General features: G+C 64.2%; 16 protein-coding genes. 6 read left to right on the plus strand and 10 right to left on the minus strand.

The window, feature by feature from the left end; translation table 11 throughout:
- The first annotated feature begins 64 nt into the window (after positions 1 to 64).
- Positions 65 to 2,536: a TonB-dependent siderophore receptor gene (locus PspR32_RS22485; RefSeq protein WP_159389185.1), complete on the plus strand. Its 2,472-nt coding sequence runs from the start codon at positions 65 to 67 to the stop codon at positions 2,534 to 2,536.
- Positions 2,537 to 2,619: 83 nt separating this feature from the next.
- Here PspR32_RS22485 and PspR32_RS22490 read toward each other — a convergent pair whose 3' ends face one another.
- From PspR32_RS22490 to PspR32_RS22500, 3 genes are all read right to left on the minus strand, one after another.
- Positions 2,620 to 3,213 (minus strand): HAD family hydrolase, encoded by a 594-nt coding sequence (locus PspR32_RS22490; RefSeq protein WP_159389186.1) that lies wholly within the window; start codon positions 3,211 to 3,213, stop codon positions 2,620 to 2,622.
- A complete protein-coding gene (gene tesB, locus PspR32_RS22495; RefSeq protein ID WP_010222945.1) occupies positions 3,210 to 4,079 on the minus strand; it encodes an acyl-CoA thioesterase II in 870 nt (289 codons plus the stop codon). Before tesB ends, PspR32_RS22490 begins: the two co-directional genes overlap by 4 nt.
- 77 nt (positions 4,080 to 4,156) lie before the next feature.
- Positions 4,157 to 4,726, minus strand: a complete 570-nt coding sequence (locus PspR32_RS22500; RefSeq protein WP_010222944.1) for a GNAT family N-acetyltransferase — start codon at positions 4,724 to 4,726, stop codon at positions 4,157 to 4,159.
- A gap of 130 nt (positions 4,727 to 4,856) precedes the next feature.
- On the opposite strand from PspR32_RS22500, the gene PspR32_RS22505 reads away from it, so the two are divergent.
- Entirely contained in the window at positions 4,857 to 5,771 is a 915-nt protein-coding gene (locus PspR32_RS22505) for a histone deacetylase family protein (protein WP_010222943.1), read from the plus strand.
- Positions 5,772 to 5,920: 149 nt separating this feature from the next.
- Entirely contained in the window at positions 5,921 to 7,156 is a 1,236-nt protein-coding gene (locus tag PspR32_RS22510; protein WP_010222942.1) for a TIGR03862 family flavoprotein, read from the plus strand.
- 91 nt (positions 7,157 to 7,247) lie between these two features.
- Here PspR32_RS22510 and PspR32_RS22515 read toward each other — a convergent pair whose 3' ends face one another.
- From PspR32_RS22515 to yedA, 3 genes are all read right to left on the minus strand, one after another.
- Entirely contained in the window at positions 7,248 to 8,579 is a 1,332-nt protein-coding gene (locus PspR32_RS22515) for a DEAD/DEAH box helicase (protein WP_159389187.1), read from the minus strand.
- Positions 8,580 to 8,653: 74 nt separating this feature from the next.
- Positions 8,654 to 9,631 carry a hypothetical protein gene (locus PspR32_RS22520; protein WP_036996940.1) on the minus strand — a complete coding sequence of 326 codons (978 nt, stop codon included), beginning with the start codon at positions 9,629 to 9,631 and terminating at the stop codon, positions 8,654 to 8,656.
- Positions 9,628 to 10,560, minus strand: coding sequence for a drug/metabolite exporter YedA (gene yedA, locus PspR32_RS22525; protein WP_010222939.1), 933 nt, complete (start codon positions 10,558 to 10,560; stop codon positions 9,628 to 9,630). Before yedA ends, PspR32_RS22520 begins: the two co-directional genes overlap by 4 nt.
- A 153-nt stretch (positions 10,561 to 10,713) precedes the next feature.
- Here yedA and PspR32_RS22530 point away from each other — a divergent pair, with 153 nt between their 5' ends.
- Positions 10,714 to 11,172 carry an Lrp/AsnC family transcriptional regulator gene (locus tag PspR32_RS22530; protein ID WP_010222938.1) on the plus strand — a complete coding sequence of 153 codons (459 nt, stop codon included), beginning with the start codon at positions 10,714 to 10,716 and terminating at the stop codon, positions 11,170 to 11,172.
- Here PspR32_RS22530 and PspR32_RS22535 read toward each other — a convergent pair.
- The 3 genes from PspR32_RS22535 to PspR32_RS22545 form a co-directional block, all read right to left on the minus strand.
- Entirely contained in the window at positions 11,169 to 11,771 is a 603-nt protein-coding gene (locus PspR32_RS22535; RefSeq protein WP_036996943.1) for a 3'-5' exonuclease, read from the minus strand. The genes PspR32_RS22530 and PspR32_RS22535 overlap by 4 nt on opposite strands.
- Positions 11,772 to 11,790: 19 nt before the next feature.
- A complete protein-coding gene (locus PspR32_RS22540; protein WP_036996945.1) occupies positions 11,791 to 12,270 on the minus strand; it encodes a LabA-like NYN domain-containing protein in 480 nt (159 codons plus the stop codon).
- A gap of 100 nt (positions 12,271 to 12,370) precedes the next feature.
- Positions 12,371 to 13,117 carry a DUF2076 domain-containing protein gene (locus PspR32_RS22545; protein ID WP_036996946.1) on the minus strand — a complete coding sequence of 249 codons (747 nt, stop codon included), beginning with the start codon at positions 13,115 to 13,117 and terminating at the stop codon, positions 12,371 to 12,373.
- Positions 13,118 to 13,271: 154 nt separating this feature from the next.
- Here PspR32_RS22545 and PspR32_RS22550 point away from each other — a divergent pair, with 154 nt between their 5' ends.
- Both PspR32_RS22550 and PspR32_RS22555 read left to right on the plus strand, forming a co-directional pair.
- On the plus strand, positions 13,272 to 13,940 hold the full coding sequence (locus PspR32_RS22550; protein ID WP_100782767.1) for a hypothetical protein: 669 nt from the start codon (positions 13,272 to 13,274) through the stop codon (positions 13,938 to 13,940).
- A 62-nt stretch (positions 13,941 to 14,002) separates the two neighbouring features.
- Positions 14,003 to 15,082: an endonuclease/exonuclease/phosphatase family protein gene (locus PspR32_RS22555; RefSeq protein ID WP_159389188.1), complete on the plus strand. Its 1,080-nt coding sequence runs from the start codon at positions 14,003 to 14,005 to the stop codon at positions 15,080 to 15,082.
- Here PspR32_RS22555 and hrpB read toward each other — a convergent pair whose 3' ends face one another.
- Positions 15,083 to 17,608 (minus strand): ATP-dependent helicase HrpB, encoded by a 2,526-nt coding sequence (gene hrpB / locus PspR32_RS22560; RefSeq protein ID WP_159389189.1) that lies wholly within the window; start codon positions 17,606 to 17,608, stop codon positions 15,083 to 15,085. It lies immediately after the preceding gene.
- Positions 17,609 to 17,673: the final 65 nt, after the last annotated feature.

Here is a 17,673-nt window from a genome sequence, read left to right on the forward strand (position 1 = left end):
GCTACGCAGGTAAAGCGGCACATTTCGACCGCCCCTCTGCCCAGCCAATCGAAGGAAATCCTGCATGCCCCCGACTTGTCCGCGCGCCCCTCGCCCGCTGGTTCGCGCTGTCCACCTGGCGCTGTTCGGCCTGACCCTGGCGCCGCTGCCGTTGCTCGCGCTGCTGCCCGCCAAGGCCATGGCGCAGAGCGCCAGCACCCAGTTCCAGATCGCCCCGGGCCCGCTGGGCACCGCCCTGAGCCTGTTCGCCACCCGCGCCAACATCACCCTGTCGTTCGATGCCCGGCAGACCCAGGGCCAGCAGTCGGCCGGCCTGCAAGGCGACTACTCGGTGGAAGAAGGCCTGGCGCGTCTGCTCAGCGGCACCGGTCTGCAGGCTCAGCGCCAATCCAACGGCGGCTACGTGCTGGTGCCGGCCAGCAGTGGCGCGGTAATGGAACTGGGCGCCACCAGCATCAATGCCCAAGGCCTGGGTGAGACCACCGAGGGCACCCATTCCTACACCACGGCGGCAACCCGCACCGCGACCAAGCTGCCGCTGTCGATCCGCGAAACGCCACAAACCATCACCGTGGTTACCCGCCAACAGATGGATGACCAGGGTGCCCAGAGTATTTCCGATGTGTTGCGCAATACCCCCGGCGTGTCGGCGCAAACCTATGACAGCGACCGTACCGAGTTCTCCAGCCGTGGCCTGGTGATCACCAACTACCAGTACGACGGCGTCAACACCGTGTATGACGGCGTGTATGGCGAAGGCACCGCGCATGTCGACATGGCCATCTATGACCGAGTGGAAGTGCTCAAGGGCGCGACCGGTCTGATGACCGGCTCCGGCGACCCGTCGGCCACGGTCAACCTGATTCGCAAAAAACCTACCGCGCAGTTCCAGAGTTCGCTCACCGGCAGTGCCGGCAGCTGGGACAACTACCGTGGCGAAGTCGATGTCTCCGGCCCGATCAACAGCAGCGCCAGCGTGCGTGGGCGCTTCGTCAGCGCGCAACAGGACAAGAAGGGCTACCAGGACCACTACCAGCAAAGCAAAGAGGTGTACTACGGCATCCTCGAGGCCGACATCACCCCCGACACCCTGCTGACCGTCGGCATCGACCAGCAGACCACCACCCCGCGCGGCAGCTCATGGACCGGTAACCCGGTGTACTACACCGACGGCGGCCGCACCGACTTCTCCCGCTCGTTCAACCCGGGCGCCGACTGGAGCCGCCGCGACTTCCAGAACCGCACCTACTTCGCCTCGCTGGAACAGGCGCTGGCCAATGACTGGTCGCTCAAGCTGACGGTCAACCAGTTGCAAAGCGACCACGACACTCGCCTGGCCTCGGCCAGCGGTGGCGCGCCGGATCGCAATGGTGATGGCATGTCGTTCTTCTGGGGGCGTTGGGAAGGTCATCGGGTACAGAACAGCGCCGACCTCAACCTCTCCGGCCCGTTCACCCTGTTCGGTCGCCAGCATGACCTGGTCGTCGGCCTGGACACCAACCATTCCCGCCAGACCGGCGCGACCTGGGACACTAGTGAGTTTGCCATGGTGCCAGGCAGCATCTTTGACTGGGACGGTCACATTGCGGTGCCGGCGTTCCCGAAAAACGGCAAGTACGAGCAAAACAAGAGCCAGAACGGCGCCTACCTCGCCACCCGCCTGCACCCGAGCGACGACCTGTCGGTGATCCTCGGCACCCGGGTCAGTACCTTCAAGTACAGCGACCAATATGACTATGACGGCCTCAACCCGACCTTCCAGGACAACCAGTCCGGCTACAAGCAACACGGCGTGGTCACCCCATACGCCGGCATTGTCTACGACCTCGACGACACCTACTCGGTGTACGCCAGCTACACCTCGATCTATCAGCCACAGAGCAACAAGGACAGCAACGGCGCCACCCTCGACCCGGTCGAAGGCGACAGCTACGAAACCGGTCTGAAGGCGGCCTACTTCGACGGCAAGCTCAACGCCAGCCTGGCGCTGTTTCGCATCGAGCAGGACAACGTCGCCGAGTCGATCGGCACCAACCCTGCGACCAACGAAGGCATTTACAAGGCTACCAGCGGCGCCACCACTCAAGGCATCGAACTGGAAGTTGCCGGTGAACTGCAGGAAGGCTGGAACCTCTCGGCCGGTTACACCTACGCGCGCTCACGCGATGCCGACGAGCAACACATCTATGGCTTCCCGATGAGCACCAGCAAGCCTGAGCACCTGGTGCGGCTGTTCACTACCTATCGCCTGCCTGGGGTGCTGGACAAAGTGACCGTCGGGGGTGGGGTCAACTGGCAGAGCGCGTTCTACGGCAAGATCTACAATCGCTCGGTGAACGACTACACCTTCATCAAGCAAGGCGGCTACACCCTGGTCGACCTGATGACCCGTTACCAGTACAACGAGCAACTGAGCTTCACGGTCAATGCCAACAACGTGTTCGACAAGCGCTACCTGACCGGGCTGGGTAACTACGACACCACCTACTACGGTGATCCGCGCAATGTGATGCTGACGACGCGCTGGGAGTTCTGAGTAAGGTGTGAGGCCCTCATCGCTGGCAAGCCAGCGCCCACAAGGACCACGTGCAGCCCACCTGTGGGAGCCGGCCTTGCCAGCTATTGGTCGAGCATCCTCTGCAACGCTCGACAATCCGCCGCATGCCAGTCGGCCAGCTGCGGCCAGGGATTGTCCGGCAGGTTGACCAGAATCGTCCGCGCCCCCGCCGCCCGACCGCAATCCAGGTCAAAGCGATAATCGCCGACCATGACCATCTCGGTCGGCGCCACGTCCCAGGCTTTGGCCAGCTTCAACAAGCCACCCGGGTGCGGTTTGGGCGGGGCTTCATCACGGCCGACGATGTGCTCGACGGCAAAGCAGTCGGCCAGGCCGATCGCTTTCAGGGTGATGTGCGCCAGTTCACGGGCGTTACGGGTCAGAATGCCCAGTTGGCAACCGCGCGCCGCCAGATCGCGAACCAACTCCACAGCGCCGGTGGCCGGGCGCGAACCGATCGCCAGCTCACGCTCATGCTCCAGCAGCCAGGCATGCTTGGCCGCGGCCTCGGCGGCCGGCAAAGCGGCCAGGTGGGTAAGGATGTCGTGCGTCTGCGGAATCTCCAGCGCCTCCTTGATCGCCGCAAAATCGTGCACGGCGACAGTCAGGGTTCCGTCCATGTCGAACACCCAGTGGCGAATCTGCTGCAGGCTCATTGCCAATCCTTGCGATGTCGAATCAGGCCTTCCTGGCACGACGACGCCACCAGTTGCCCGGCCTGGTTGTAGATGTTGCCGCGGGCAAAACCACGGGCATTGCCGGCCCATGGGCTGTCCATGGCATACAGCAGCCACTGGTCGGCACGCAGGTTACCGTGGAACCACAACGCGTGGTCGAGGCTGGCGATCTGCATGTCTTTCTGCCACACCGATTTACCGTGGGGCAGCAGCGAGGTGGTCAGCAGGCCAAAATCTGACGCGTAAGCAAGCATGTACTTGTGCAGCGCCGGCACGTCCGGCAGGTTGCCATCGGCGCGGAACCAGACGTACTTCACCGGCTCGCCCGGCTTGGGGTTGAACGGATCCTCGGCGGTCACCGGGCGCATTTCGATCGGCTTGGCGCAGAGCATCTTGTCGCGGATCGCCTCAGGCAGGCGATCGGCCATGCGCTTGGCCAGTTCGACTTCCGACGGCAGGTTCTCCGGGCCGACCACCTTGGGCATCTGGCTCTGGTGCTCGAAGCCTTCTTCGTCGTACTGGAACGAGGCGCTGCAGGTGAAGATGGTCTGGCCCTTCTGGATCGCGGTCACCCGCCGGGTGCTGAAACTGCCGCCATCGCGCACACGGTCGACCGAATAGACCACCGGCATGCTGGCATCGCCCGGGCGCAGGAAGTAACCGTGCAACGAATGCACATGCCGCGCCTCCTCGACCGTCTGGCTGGCCGCCGACAGCGACTGGCCCAGCACCTGGCCGCCGTACAGCTGGCGGAAACCCAGGTCCTGGCTTCGCCCGCGGAACAGGTTTTCCTCGATCGATTCCAGGCTCAACAGGTCAACCAGATCGTCCAACACGTGGCTCATTCAAGATTCTCCAAGGCAATGCGCAACTGCAGCAAATAATACAGGGTTTGTCATTGCCGGCCTGTATGTTGTGCAATTCAGCCGCGCAGGGTGGCCTGCCACTGGGCGCGGTCGATGCGGTACAGCACGTGGGGGCGCAAGGGGTGGCCTGGCTCAAGTTTCGGGTGCTCGAAGCTGCCGGCCAGATCCTGCTGCATGCCGATGGCCTGCATGACTTTCTGCGACGCCAGGTTGCTTTGCGAGGTGAACGACACCACCTGCTCCAGGCCCAATTGCGCGAACGCGCAGCGCAGGCTGGTCCAGGCCGCTTCGCTGGCAAAGCCCAGCCCCCAGTGGCGTCGGGCCAGGCGCCAACCGATCTCCACGGCCGGGGCGAAGTCGGCATCAAAACTCACATTGAGCAGGCCGGTCATGCCGATGAAAGCGCCAGTGTCCTTGCGCTCCAGGGCCCACAGGCCATAGCCGTACTCATTGAAGTGACCACGAATACGGCCGATCAGCGCGGCGCTCTCCAACCGGGTCAACGGCGCAGGAAAATAGCGCATGACCATAGGGTCGGCGCACATGGCAGCAAATTCGGCGAGATCGTCATCCTGCCATTGGCGCAATTGCAGCCGTGCGCTTTCCAGTTGCAATATCGGGGTCATGCTCGGCTCCTTATCCACAGCCTGCAGTTTACAGCGTAGGCTGTTCATTGACTGCTGGCGTCCCGGTGCGGGTAGCACAACAAGGCAAGGAGCTGGCAAGATCAACGCTTGCTCTGACCAAGACCCCGCCATGCCCCTGCCGCTGATCTACCACGACGACTACAGCCCGGCGTTCCCTGCCGAACACCGTTTTCCGATGGACAAGTTCCGCCTGTTGCGCGATCACCTGGTCGCCAGCGGCCTGACCACGGATGCAGCGTTGCTACGCCCAGAAATCTGCCCCGACGACATCCTTGCCCTGGCCCATGACCGTGCCTACATCGAGCGCTACATGCACGGCGAGCTGTCGCGCGAAGACCAGCGCCGCCTCGGCCTGCCCTGGAGCGAAGCCCTGGCGCGGCGTACCGTGCGCGCGGTGGGCGGCTCGCTGCTGGCCGCCGAGCAGGCGCTGGAGCACGGCATCGCCTGCCACCTGGCCGGCGGTACCCATCACGCCCATTACGATCACCCGGCCGGTTTCTGCATCTTCAATGACCTGGCGGTGATCAGCCATTACCTGCTTGAAGCCGGGCGGGTACACAAAGTGCTGATCTTCGATTGCGACGTGCACCAGGGCGACGGTACCGCGCGCATCCTCCATAACACCCCGGACGCCATTACCGTGTCACTGCATTGCGAGCAGAACTTCCCGGCGCGCAAGGCCGAAAGCGACTGGGACATTCCGCTGCCCCGCGGCATGGGTGACCAGGCTTACCTGAAGGTGGTCGATGACGCGCTCAATTACCTGCTGCCGCTATACCGCCCGGACCTGGTGCTGTACGACGCCGGGGTCGATGTGCACAAGGATGATGCTCTCGGCTATCTGCAACTCACCGACGAAGGCGTCGCGGCGCGCGACGAAAGCGTGCTGCGCCACTGCCTGGGGCGTGACATTCCGGTAGTCGGGGTGATTGGCGGAGGTTACAGCAAAGACCGCGAGGCCCTCGCCCGCCGTCATGGGATACTGCACCACAGCGCCAGCCGCGTGCTGGGTTACTCACAATGACTGTGGAACCGCCTGTGGATAACCTGCTGGAAACCCCCTCAACGCCTTTAACCACCTGGCCTTGAGCCTGCTGTTCATTTTTTGATCAGTGTTTCCGGGCGCCTCGCTAAGGTAGAATGCCGGCTCTTTTTCCCAGCTTGCAGCCGACCATGACCGACACCCGCGCCACCGACCGCCCACACGTTGCCATTATCGGAGGCGGGCCGGCCGGGCTGATGGCCGCCGAAGTGCTGAGCCAGGCCGGAGTCGCCGTCGAGTTGTACGACGCCATGCCCTCGGTGGGCCGCAAGTTCCTCCTGGCCGGGGTCGGTGGCATGAACATCACCCATTCCGAGCCTTACCCGGCGTTTATCTCCCGTTATGCCGAGCGCGCCGGCGAAGTCGCCCACCTGCTCGAAGGCTTCGATGCCGATGTGCTGCGCCAGTGGATTCACGACCTGGGTATCGAAACCTTTGTCGGCAGTTCCGGCCGGGTGTTCCCCCGCGACATGAAAGCCGCACCGTTGCTGCGCGCCTGGCTCAAGCGCCTGCGTGACGCCGGGGTAGTTATCCACACCCGCCATCGCTGGTTGGGCTGGAACACCGAGGGCGCCTTGCGGATCGCTTATCCACAGGGCGAACTGGCACTCAAGCCGGCCGCCACCGTGCTCGCGCTGGGCGGCGGCAGTTGGGCGCGGCTGGGTTCCGATGCCGCCTGGCTGCCCTGGCTACAGGCGCAGGGCGTGCAGATTGCGCCCTTGCAGGCGGCCAACAGCGGCTTCGAGGTCGAGGGCTGGAGCGCAGTGCTCAAGGACAAGTTTGCCGGCGCGCCGCTGAAGAACATCGCCCTGAGCCTTGATGGCCAGCCCCCGCGCCTGGGTGAGTGCGTGCTCACCGCCCAAGGCCTGGAAGGCAGCCTGGTGTATGCCTGGTCGGCGCAGATCCGCGAAGCGATCAACCGCGATGGTAGCGCCAGGGTGCTGATCGACCTGCTGCCCAACCGGCCTGTGGATAAAATCCAGCAGGCCCTGGCCAAACCGCGAGGTTCCCGCTCGATGGCCAAGCATCTGCACAGTCAGCTTGGCCTGGACGGGGTCAAGGCGGCGCTGTTGCGCGAGCAGACCGATCAACAGACCTTTGCCGACCCGGCGTTGCTGGCGCAAGCGATCAAGGCCTTGCCGGTCACCCTGGTTCGCCCTCGCCCGCTGGATGAAGCGATCAGCAGTGCCGGTGGGGTGACCTTCGAAGCGCTGGATCAGCGCTTGATGCTCAAGCAACTGCCTGGGGTGTTCTGTGCCGGCGAGATGCTCGACTGGGAAGCGCCGACCGGCGGCTATCTGCTGACGGCCTGTTTTGCCAGTGGGCGCAAGGCCGGGCTGGGCTTGCTGGACTGGCTCAAGGCTTAAGGGAAGGCTTCGCCTTCCATCGCCGGCAAGTCCGGCTCCCACAGGTTATCGCTGCCCTCTGTAGGAGCGGGCTTGACCCGCGATGGCGTACTCAAGGCTTGCGCTTGCGCGGCCCGGTGTTGAAGGTCGGCACCTTGCGCACCGGCTTGGCCTGCGGCGCCGCTGCCGGCGCTTCTGCGCTGTCCAGCCAACGCCCGAGGCTGCGTTTGCTGCTGTTTTCCTTGGGCTTCTTCGGCTTTTTCGGCTTCTTCAGCACCTGGCCATTGGCATCGGTCATCGGCACTTTGTGGTCCGGAATGAAATCCGGCTCTTCATGGCGCGGCAAGGTCTTGCGGGTCAGGGTTTCAATCGCCGACAGCAGTTGAACCTCGTCGGCACACACCAGCGAAATCGCCTCACCACTGTTGCCCTTGCGCCCGGTACGGCCGATGCGGTGAATGTAATCCTCGGCCACGATCGGCAGGTCGAAGTTGACCACCAGCGGCAAGTCGTCGATATCCAGCCCACGTGCTGCCACGTCGGTGGCGACCAGGATCTGGATCTCGCGGGCCTTGAAGCTGTCCAGGGCTCGCTGGCGAGTGGCCTGGGGCTTGTCGCCGTGAATACCGTCGGCGTTGACGCCCTGGCCACGCAGGCGCTCGACCAGTTGATCAACGCCATTGCGGGTCTTGGCGAACACCAGCACCTGCTTCCAGCGCTGCTTGCGCATCAGGTGGCTGAACAGCTCCGGTTTGCGCTTCTTGTCCACCGGCACGATCCACTGCTTGACGGTGCTGGCGGTGACGTTGCGCGGGCTGACTTCAATGCTCAACGGGTCATTGAGGGTCTGCGCGGCCAGTTGGCGGATCTCATCGGAGAACGTCGCCGAGAACAACAGGGTTTGCCGACGTGCCGGCAAGGCGGCGTATACCGCGCGCAGCTCTTCGGCAAAGCCCAGATCGAGCATGCGGTCGGCTTCATCGAGCACCAGCGCCTGCAACTGATTGAACTTCACCGCGTTCTGGCGAAACAGGTCGAGCAGCCGGCCCGGGGTGGCCACCAGCAAGTCGATACCCTTGCGCAGCTTCATCATCTGCGGGTTGATGCTGACGCCGCCATACACCGCATAGGTGCTCAGCGGCAGGTGCTCGGCGTATTCGTGAATGTTGGCGTGCACCTGTTCGGCCAGCTCGCGGGTCGGCACCAGCACCAGGGCGCGCACCGAATTGCTGGCAACCTTGGCCCCTTCCAGGGTCAGGCGCTGCAGCAGCGGCAGGGCAAAACCTGCGGTCTTGCCAGTGCCGGTCTGGGCGGCGGCCATCAGGTCGCGACCGGCCAGCACGGCAGGGATGGCCTGGGCCTGGACCGGCGTCGGGGTGTTGTAGCTCAGGCGCTCGAGCGCGCGCAGCAAGGGTTCGATCAGGCCGAGTTTGGCGAAAGTCATGGCAATACCGTGTGGGGAATTCAGCAATGGCGGCAGTTTACCCTGTTCGCGCCCGGCGCGTGGCTTCGTCGGCTTTAACCCGGCTGCTCGAAGCGGACCTTGACCAGGCGATCAAGCCCTTCCCCAAGGAAGAACGAGAAAGGCCTGCCACTCTGGTATGCATAACTGCCACAGGCATCTAACACCGAAGGTTCGCGCCTGATGAAGTAGGAATACGGGCTATACCTGATGGTACCGAGCGAGCCGAACTCGAACACCAGGCGATCGGCCTGGGCTCTTTCCTGTACCGCCTCGGGCCGCAGGATACGCACTCGCATACCGCCCATTTCCAGACGTTCAAGCAGGTTGCGATCATCGAGAAACAGCTGTGCAGGCGCCTGGAGCTGCTCACCACCGGGGGTGCGCAGTTTCATTTCACCCCGCAGGTCCGCGCCACTGACATCGAATTCGGTCACTTCAAAGGGCAAGGCCGCAAGCAGCCTGGCATTGGCTTCGCAGATCATCTCGGCCTGCAGGCGCTGATCAACTGGCGGGCCCTCGATGCGCCGCAGACGCACATCGGTCCCTGGCAAAAAACTGAACTGCAAAGTCAGGCTCACTTCACCCTGCGCAACGATGTCTTTTGACGCAGGACCAAAATCATAAACGCCCAAGCCCAACTGCCTCGCCTGGCGCATGTCGACCACCAGCCGGCCACTGAGCAGGGCCGTCTCTCGAGCCGGCTCGAAGGACTCGAAAAGCGCCCGCAGATCCTGACGCTGCCTGGCATTCAGGGCATCGTCAGCAAAACGTACCTGCAGCGCTCGCGTGCTGTCGGGGTCGAGTACCAGTTCGATCTGTTGCGAATCGATCTGCAGCTCCGCCAGGGCTTGTTGCAAAGCTTGCAGGTAACGCGGATCGATTTCGTCAGTACTGTTTTCACGGGTGACCGACTCCTGGAAATACAGGGTCATGAAGGTCTTCCTGTCGTCGCGAAGCATGACTATGCACACCGCTATCAGCGCCATGTAGCCAACGATCTTCACTGCCTCCTTGGCAAAACGTCCTTTCATTTACAGAGTTCACCTTCCATGTCGCCAACGGGTTTGGCTTTTTCCACTGCCGGTCGGCGCCACTGCGGCACACCGATCAACACCACGGCGCCAATGATAACCGCCATTGCCACGCATTCCTCGTAACCGATCTGTTCACCGGCAAAAACAATACCCAGTAACACCGCCACCGCCGGGTTGACATAGGCATAGCTGGTGGCAGCGGCCGGGCGCACGTGCTTGAGCAGGTACATATAGGCGCTGAAGGCCAGGATCGAGCCAAAGAACACCAGGTAGGCCAGCGCGCCCCAACCGGCCGCGGTGGGCATCTGGGTCATGCGTTCGCCGCTCAACACGCTGCCGAGCAGCAGGACCACGCCGCCGACGAGCATTTCTGCGGCACTGGCCATCGGCCCCTGGGGCAACGGCAGGCTTTTGCTCCATACCGAGCCAAAGGCCCAGGAGGCGGCGGCAAACAGGATCAGCGCGGCACCGACAGGACTGGCCTGCAGGTTGGAGCCCAGGTTGAGCAAGGCGATGCCAACCAGGCCGAGGACGATCCCGGCCCATTCCAGGCGGGTGTTGCGATGGCCCCAGAGCAGGCCGAACATCAAGGTGAACAGCGGCACCGTGGCCACTGCCAGCGCCGCCACACCAGAGGCCACGCCCGCATGTTCGGCCAGGGTCACGCCACCGTTGCCGCAACTGAGCAGCAAGACGCCGATGACACCCGCCGCCCGCCATTGCGGCCAGGTCGGTGCCGGCACCCCGCGCCAGCGCAAAAAGCCATAGAGCAAGGAACCGGCGATGACAAATCGCACCCCGGCCATCAGCAACGGCGGCCAGGACTCGACGCCGATGCGAATCACCAGGTAGGTCGAGCCCCAGACCAGGTACAAGGCGAGAAAGGCGCCAATCAAAACTAACGGGAAGCGACGGGAGGCAGGCATGGGGGGCTCGAATTATCGTTGTCGGGCAGTTAGTTTAGAAAGGCGGCACGCTAAACATAAGTTACAAAACCTGTTTAAACCAACCGTACACTTTTGAAAAAACGGTTCTTATGGCCTTGCGCCTTTGAATCGACAATCACCCTCTGGAAGCCCATGGACAAGTACGATCGCATGCTCCTCAGCGCCCTGCTGGACAACGGCCGCGCCTCCTTCGCCGAGCTCGCGCGCAAGGTCAATCTCTCCGCCCCGGCGGTGGCTGAACGGGTGGCCAAGCTTGAGGCCAGCGGGGTGATTACCGGCTATCAGGCCAAGGTCGACCTGGAGAAGATCGGCCTGCCGATCCAGTGCGTGATCGAGCTGCGCCTGGCCAGCCATGGCAACCCGCAGACCTTTGAGGAGCTCACGCAGATCCCGCAACTGACCGAGTGCCACCGGGTGACCGGCGACCCCTGCGTGATCATGCAGGCGGCCGTGGCCTCGATGCCGGAGCTGGAGGAACTGATCAACCGCATCGCCCAGTTCGGCTTCAGCAAGACCTCGATCATTCTCTCCAGCGCCGTGGAGCGGCGCCTGCCGCTGGGCCACCTGGAGCCCAACGGCAAGAAGGCCTAGCGATAGACTTTCAGCGCTTCGCCGATCTTCGCCGCGGGGACTTTCTGCAGGCTGCAGAACAACTGGTGGGAGACACCGTTGACGCCCTGCTGGCGCAATTGCCCGGCCAGGTGCTGGGCCAGGTTGGCGGCCATTTCAGCATCGGCCATGGCCCGGTGCGCGGTACCGGTATCAGGCAGGCCGGCCCAACGGGTCAGGGTGCCCAATTTGTGGTTAGGCGCCGAGGGCATCAGGCGTCGCGCCAGCAACATCGAGCAGGCGAACCGCTGGCTGCGGCTACGGCCGATCTGCGACAGCTCGTAGTCCCAGAACTTCTGGTCGAACGAGGCGTTGTGGGCGAGCATCGGCGTATCGCCGACGAACTCGGCTACCTCGTTCATCACCCGGGCAATCGGCGGCGCACTGCGCAGCATGGCGGTGGTGATGCCGGTCAAGCCGGCGACAAACGCCGGTACCGGCACCCCGGCATTCATCAGGCTTTGATAGCGCTCGACGATGCGCCCACGCTCCAGCATGACCACCGCCACCTCCGTGGCCCGGCAACCGGCACCGGGTGAAATGCCGGTGGTTTCAAAGTCGATGACAGCGATACGTTCCAAAACGACAACCTCAGAAATCTTAATGCTTGAGCAGCAGGCTGCCCTCGATGGGCACATAACGGCTGGCAGCGCGAATCAGTGAATTGGCGGTCAGCCCCGGTACGCCATAGGCGACGGCCTGAATGCCGTGACGGCTGATGACCCGCTCGAGCAGCAGGTCGAAATCACCATCACCGGAGGCCAGCACCACCTCGTCGACCCGCGCGGCGGCGTCGATCACATCAAGGGTGATGCCCACGTCCCAGTCGCCCTTGGCCGAGCCGTCGCTGCGCTGGATATAGGGTTTGAGTTTGACCGTGAAACCGAGGTTGCGCAGGATCTGCTGAAACTGCTGTTGCTTGCTGTCGCCGCGGTCGATCGCGTAGGCCACCGCTTCGACGATCTGCCCGTGCTGGCTGATGTCGGCCCACAGCGCCGCATAGTTGAAGTGGCAACCGTAGGCCTGGCGCACGGTGTAGTAGAGGTTTTGCACATCGGCGAATACCGCGATCTTCTTCACCGCTTTTCCTCATGGCGCACAGCGCTGTTGCCGGCCGCCGCACACCGGGGCCGTTTCGGCGCCCAGTATGCCAGCCTGCGGGCCATGCGGGTAAGCGCGGTCAGACGAAGCTGTCGTCGTCGCCGCCGAAGAAGCCGCCGTCGTCGCTGCCGTAGTCGCTGTCCATGAAGCCGCCCTGGTCATTGCCGTAGCTGCCGTTGTCGGCGGTCAGGCGCTGCTCGTCATTGCTGCCCCAGCCACTGGTGTCGCTGGCCGGCGCCGGTTCTTCCTTGATTACTTCGACCACCTCTTCAGGCTGTGAGTGATGGTTGAACAGGCTGCTGATGCCTTGCGCCAGCATCACCCCGCCCGCCACGCCGGCAGCGGTTTGCAGTGCGCCACCGAGGAAGCTGCTGGCCCCACTGCGGGCGGGAGCCTGGGCCGGTGCGGCGTTGAAGCCCTGCTGTTGCGCTGGCGGGTTGAATGACGGGCGCGATGGTTCGCGCCAACCGCCGCCACTGACTGGCGGGTTGGCCGGGGCCTGGCTCTGCAGCGGCTGTGGATCACGGGTGCCACTGCCGAAGATACTCGACAAAAAGCCGCCACTGCTGCTCGGTGCGGTGGCTGCAACCTGGGCCTTGGCCTGCTTCAGCTCGGCCTGCAGTTGCTGGTTCTGTTCGTCCAGGCGCTTGAGCGCCGCTTCCTGCACCAGGATCGCCTGAGCCATGTAGTAAGGCGCCGCCGGTTGCTGCTGCAGGTGTTCGGCAATGCGTGCCTGGGCCTGGGCATCGCGTGGCACGGCCGGGTCCTCGGCTTGCTTGAGTCGACCGAACAGGCCGTCGATCAGGGTTTGTTCTTCACTGTTCATGGGCAACCTCACTGCAAAACCGGAAAAATCGAGTACAGGTAAAATGGGGTGCCAGGACGATAGATTCAACACAAGCCGGGATTAAACTTTCTTCAGGTTGGCCAGCGCCTGGGCTAAAGTGACGCCCTGCTTTTCTTCAATGCGATATCGACCGATGAATCCGCTTAGTGTTCTGCGCGACTCCGTGTATTTCTTCCGCCGCCACCTGCTGAGCATTGCCCAGCTGTGCCTGCCGCTGGTGGTGCTCGAAGCGCTGTGCACCCAGCTGCTGAACCAGCAACTGGGCGAGGATGCCTCTCCAGGCTATGGCATGCTGGTCAGCCTGCTGTTCTACCCGTTGTACAGCGCCGCGCTGATCCTCTACCTCGACACCCGCAGCAACGGCTACACCCCGCTCAAGCGCAACCTGCTGGCCATGGCCTTGCGCCTGTGGCCGTCATTCGCCCTGATGGTGATGCTCAGCTCGCTGCTGATCATGGCCGGCGCCGCGCTGTTCATCATTCCCGGCATCTGGGTGATGATCCACCTGGTGTTTGCCGAATACGCCCTGGTGCTGCGTGGCCTGCCACCGATCGAAGCCATGCGTACCAGCTTTCAGATGACCACCGGCAACTTCTGGCGCATCTTCAGCTGCATCCTCGGCGTGCTGGCACCGCTGTGGCTGATCGACGGCCTGAGCATGATGCTGGTGCCCGAGCCTTCGCCGCTGGCGCAACTGGCCCTCGACAGTGCCAACGGCTTCCTGCAGCTGTTCAGCACCGTGGTGATGTTCCGTCTGTACATGCTGGTCAGCGAGCCGGTTGCAGAGCCACCGGTGTCCTGACTGGTTTGCGGACGAACGGCTCGGGTATGCTTGGCGGTGACCTGCCAAGCCAAGCCGAGCCGATGACCCGACTACTGCGCAACGCCCTGCTGACCCTGCTTGTTCTGTTCGCCCTGCTGTGGCTGCTGGCCACGCAGTTGAGCTGGCAACCCGAGCCGCGCGAAACCCTGCCGGTTAGCTGTCGCGCCAGCAATGCAGCGCTGGTGCCGGGCCAGGTGCTCAAGGTGATGACCTGGAACGTGCAGTACCTGGCCGGCAAACGCTACGTGTTCTGGTACGACCAGGGCCGTGGCGACGACACCCGCCCTACCGCCGAAGACCTCGCCTTCAACCTCGATGAAGTGGCACGGGTGATCCGCGCCGAACAGCCGGACATCGTCCTGCTCCAGGAGCTGGACAACAACGCCAAGGCCAGCGACTACCAGGACCAGCTGGCACTGCTGCGCGAGCGTCTGGTGGATATCTATCCGTGCGCGGTGCAGGCCTACGACTGGAAAGCCGATTTCGTCCCCGACTGGCATATTTTCGGCAGCGTCGGCCGCAGCCTGGCGACCCTGAGCCGCTACCCGATCAAGCAGGCCGAACGCGTGCAATTGCCGGTCGCCGCCGGCAACGCCCTGCAGCGCTTGCTGCAACCTCAGCAAGCCATCCTTGCCAGCTACCTGCCACTGCGCGACGGCGGCCAGTTAGCGGTACTCAACACCCGCCTCGCCCCCTTCGAGGCGGGCAGCGATATCCAGCGCCAGCAGGTGCAACAGCTAACGCGACTGCTCGACAAGCTCGAAAGCCAGGGCACCCCCTGGTTGATCGGCGGCGACTTCAACCTGCTGCCGCTCGGCCAGTACCGGCGCCTGCCGGCCGAACTGCGCGGTCAGTACAGCGCCGACAGCGACTTGCACCTGCTCTGGGACAAGTACCCGATGATCCCCAGCAATGCCGAAGCCAGCGGCGCCGACCGCGCGGCCTGGCTGACCCACTACCCCAACGACCCTAATCTGCAGGGGCCGGACCGCACCCTCGATTATTTGTTGCACAGCCCGAAGCTGCAGCGTTTGGAGGCACGGGTGATTCAGCAGGACACCCTGGAGATCTCCGATCACCTGCCGGTGACGGCGCGCTTGTTGTTGCCTGCACAACCGTAATTATTTGCGTGGCTTGGCCCGCGCGGTAGCCTCGGCGACCAAAGGGTCATCCGGCCAATAGTGCTTGGGGTAGCGCCCCTTCAGATCCTTCTTCACCTCGGCGTAGGTGCTGCGCCAGAAGTTGGCCAAATCCTGGGTCACCTGCACCGGCCGCCGCGCGGGCGACAGCAGGTGCAGCAAGACCTGTTGCCGTCCCTGGGCAATACGTGGGGTTTCGGCCAGGCCGAACAGCTCCTGCAGGCGCACAGCGAGGATCGGCGGGGTTTCGCTGTAATCCAGGCGGATGTTCGAACCCGATGGCACACTCAGGTGCACCGGCGCCCATTCATCCAGGCGCTGGGGCAGCGGCCAGGGCAGCAGGTTGCGCAGGATCGACGAGAGGTCGAGCTGGGCGAAATGGCTCAGGCGGGTGACCTTGCCCAGGTAGGGCTGCAGCCAGTCGCCAAGGCTGGCCAGCAGTGCGGCATCGCTCAGGTCCGGCCATTGGCTCTCACCCTGGGTTGCCAGGTCGAGCTGGCGCAACAGCGCCACGCGCGCCTGCCACTGGCGCAGCTCGGGGGTCCACGACAGCAGCTCCAGGCCTTTGCGCCGCACCAGTTCCAGCAGCGCGCGGGCGCGGGCGTCTTCATCCAGGCCGGTCAGCGGCTCTCGGCTGAGCACCAGCTCACCGACCTTGCGTTGACGTTCGGCACGCAACACGTTTTCGCGTTCGTCCCAGTCGAGGATATCCAGGCTGCGCACCTGTTCGGCCAGGACCCCGTCGAACAACGCCGGGTCGAAATCGGCGGCCAGATAAATGCGCTCCTCGCGCTGGCCCTGACGGCTACCCAGGTCGGCGATCACCAGCCACGGATGTTTCATCAAGGCATCGGCTTCGCCGAACAGCGCGGCACGGCCGTTGGCCAGGCGATATTCAGCACCGCCGGCACGCCGCTGTTGGGCAACCCGGTCCGGGTAGGCCAGCGCCAGCAAGGCACCCAGCCAGCGCGAATGGTCAGGGTCGGCTACAGCTGAAGTGGCTTTGCCACGTAAATAGCCACGGTACTGACGGGCCAGTTGCCGGGCGCGCTGCACACCGCCCTGCCCGCCTTTGGCCGCGCGGGTTTCGCCGCTGAGCAGGGCCAGGCGGTTGTGCAGGTCGGCACCGCCGCCACGCAGGATGTCGCGCTCACCGAGCAATGCGGCGACATCACAAGCCCTGTCGACCAGGCCCAGATCCTGGCCGCGCAGCAGCAGGTGGGCGATGCGCGGATGCGCCGGCAATTCGGCCATGGCCTGGCCGTGGATGCTGAGGCTGTCCTGGCTGTCGGCCTTGAACGCGCCCAAGCGCTGCAGCAGATCCAGCGCCTGGCCGTAGGCGGCAGCTGGCGGCTGGTCGAGCCAGCGCAGTTGCTCGGGGGCGACGCCCCAGCGCGACAACTGCAAGGCCAGGCCGGCCAAATCGGCCTGGAGGATCTCGGCAGCGCCGTACGCCGCCAATTGCTCATGCTGGGCTTCGGACCACAAGCGGTAGCACACGCCGGGCTCTAGCCGTCCGGCCCGGCCGGCGCGCTGGGTGGCGCTGGCGCGGGAGATACGCTGGGTGTCCAGGCGGGTCATGCCACTACCGGGGTCGAAGCGCGGCACCCGGGCAAGGCCGGCATCGACCACCACCCGCACACCATCGATGGTCAGGCTGGTCTCGGCGATGTTGGTCGCCAGCACCACCTTGCGCAGGCCGGCGGGTGGCGTGTCGATGGCAGCGCGCTGGGCATTGAGGTCAAGCTCGCCGTGCAGTGGGCAGAGCAAGATGTCACGGCGCTCACCGAGGGCGTCCTGCAAGGCCTGATGCACACGGCGAATCTCCGCCTGTCCCGGCAGGAACACCAGCACGCTGCCCGACTCATCAGTGATGGCCTGGAGCACCGTATCGACCACCCGCGGCTCGATGAACTCGCCCGGCTGGAAGGGGCGGCCCCACCGCACATCGACCGGGTACATGCGCCCTTCGCTGCTGACTACCGGGGCGTCGTCGAGCAGGCTCGACAGACGCTCGCCCTCAAGGGTCGCCGACATCAGCAGGATTTTCAGCGGCGGCTCGTCGCGCAGCAGCTCACGACCGTTGAGGCTCAGGGCCAGGGCCAGGTCGGCATCGAGGCTGCGCTCGTGGAATTCATCGAAGATCAGCAGGCCCACGCCATCCAGGGCTGGATCGGCCTGCAGCCGACGGGTGAGAATCCCTTCGGTGACCACCTCGATCCGCGTGTTCGGGCCAACCTTGCTGTCCAGGCGAATGCGGTAACCGACCGTTTGCCCGACCTGCTCGCCCAGCTCACTGGCCAGCCGCTCGGCTGCCGCCCGTGCCGCCAGGCGCCGCGGTTCAAGCATGAGGATGCGCTGCGCGGCCAGCCACGGCTCATCGAGCAGCGCCAGCGGTACACGGGTGGTCTTGCCAGCGCCGGGGGGCGCTTCGAGCACTGCTTCGTGGCGCTGGCCCAAGGCCTCGCGCAAGGCCGGCAGTACGGCATCGATCGGTAATGATTTCATGGTGGTCCTCAAACAATCCGCCGAGTATAACGGCGAACCGAGCCCGCCTTATCATGGTCTTAGCT

Source organism: Pseudomonas sp. R32 (assembly GCF_009866705.1).
In the GTDB taxonomy this organism is placed as follows: domain Bacteria; phylum Pseudomonadota; class Gammaproteobacteria; order Pseudomonadales; family Pseudomonadaceae; genus Aquipseudomonas; species Aquipseudomonas donghuensis.

Bases quoted from the DNA above. Each gene is read 5' to 3' on its own strand.
- yedA (WP_010222939.1), bottom strand. From the start codon at position 10,560: ATGCCTGCCTCCCGTCGCTTCCCGTTAGTTTTGATTGGCGCCTTTCTC.
- PspR32_RS22515 (WP_159389187.1), bottom strand. From the start codon at position 8,579: ATGACTTTCGCCAAACTCGGCCTGATCGAACCCTTGCTGCGCGCGCTC.
- PspR32_RS22520 (WP_036996940.1), bottom strand. From the start codon at position 9,631: ATGAAAGGACGTTTTGCCAAGGAGGCAGTGAAGATCGTTGGCTACATG.
- PspR32_RS22530 (WP_010222938.1), top strand. From the start codon at position 10,714: ATGGACAAGTACGATCGCATGCTCCTCAGCGCCCTGCTGGACAACGGC.
- PspR32_RS22500 (WP_010222944.1), bottom strand. From the start codon at position 4,726: ATGACCCCGATATTGCAACTGGAAAGCGCACGGCTGCAATTGCGCCAA.
- tesB (WP_010222945.1), bottom strand. From the start codon at position 4,079: ATGAGCCACGTGTTGGACGATCTGGTTGACCTGTTGAGCCTGGAATCG.
- hrpB (WP_159389189.1), bottom strand. From the start codon at position 17,608: ATGAAATCATTACCGATCGATGCCGTACTGCCGGCCTTGCGCGAGGCC.
- PspR32_RS22510 (WP_010222942.1), top strand. From the start codon at position 5,921: ATGACCGACACCCGCGCCACCGACCGCCCACACGTTGCCATTATCGGA.
- PspR32_RS22505 (WP_010222943.1), top strand. From the start codon at position 4,857: ATGCCCCTGCCGCTGATCTACCACGACGACTACAGCCCGGCGTTCCCT.
- PspR32_RS22550 (WP_100782767.1), top strand. From the start codon at position 13,272: ATGAATCCGCTTAGTGTTCTGCGCGACTCCGTGTATTTCTTCCGCCGC.
- PspR32_RS22555 (WP_159389188.1), top strand. From the start codon at position 14,003: ATGACCCGACTACTGCGCAACGCCCTGCTGACCCTGCTTGTTCTGTTC.
- PspR32_RS22545 (WP_036996946.1), bottom strand. From the start codon at position 13,117: ATGAACAGTGAAGAACAAACCCTGATCGACGGCCTGTTCGGTCGACTC.
- PspR32_RS22485 (WP_159389185.1), top strand. From the start codon at position 65: ATGCCCCCGACTTGTCCGCGCGCCCCTCGCCCGCTGGTTCGCGCTGTC.
- PspR32_RS22490 (WP_159389186.1), bottom strand. From the start codon at position 3,213: ATGAGCCTGCAGCAGATTCGCCACTGGGTGTTCGACATGGACGGAACC.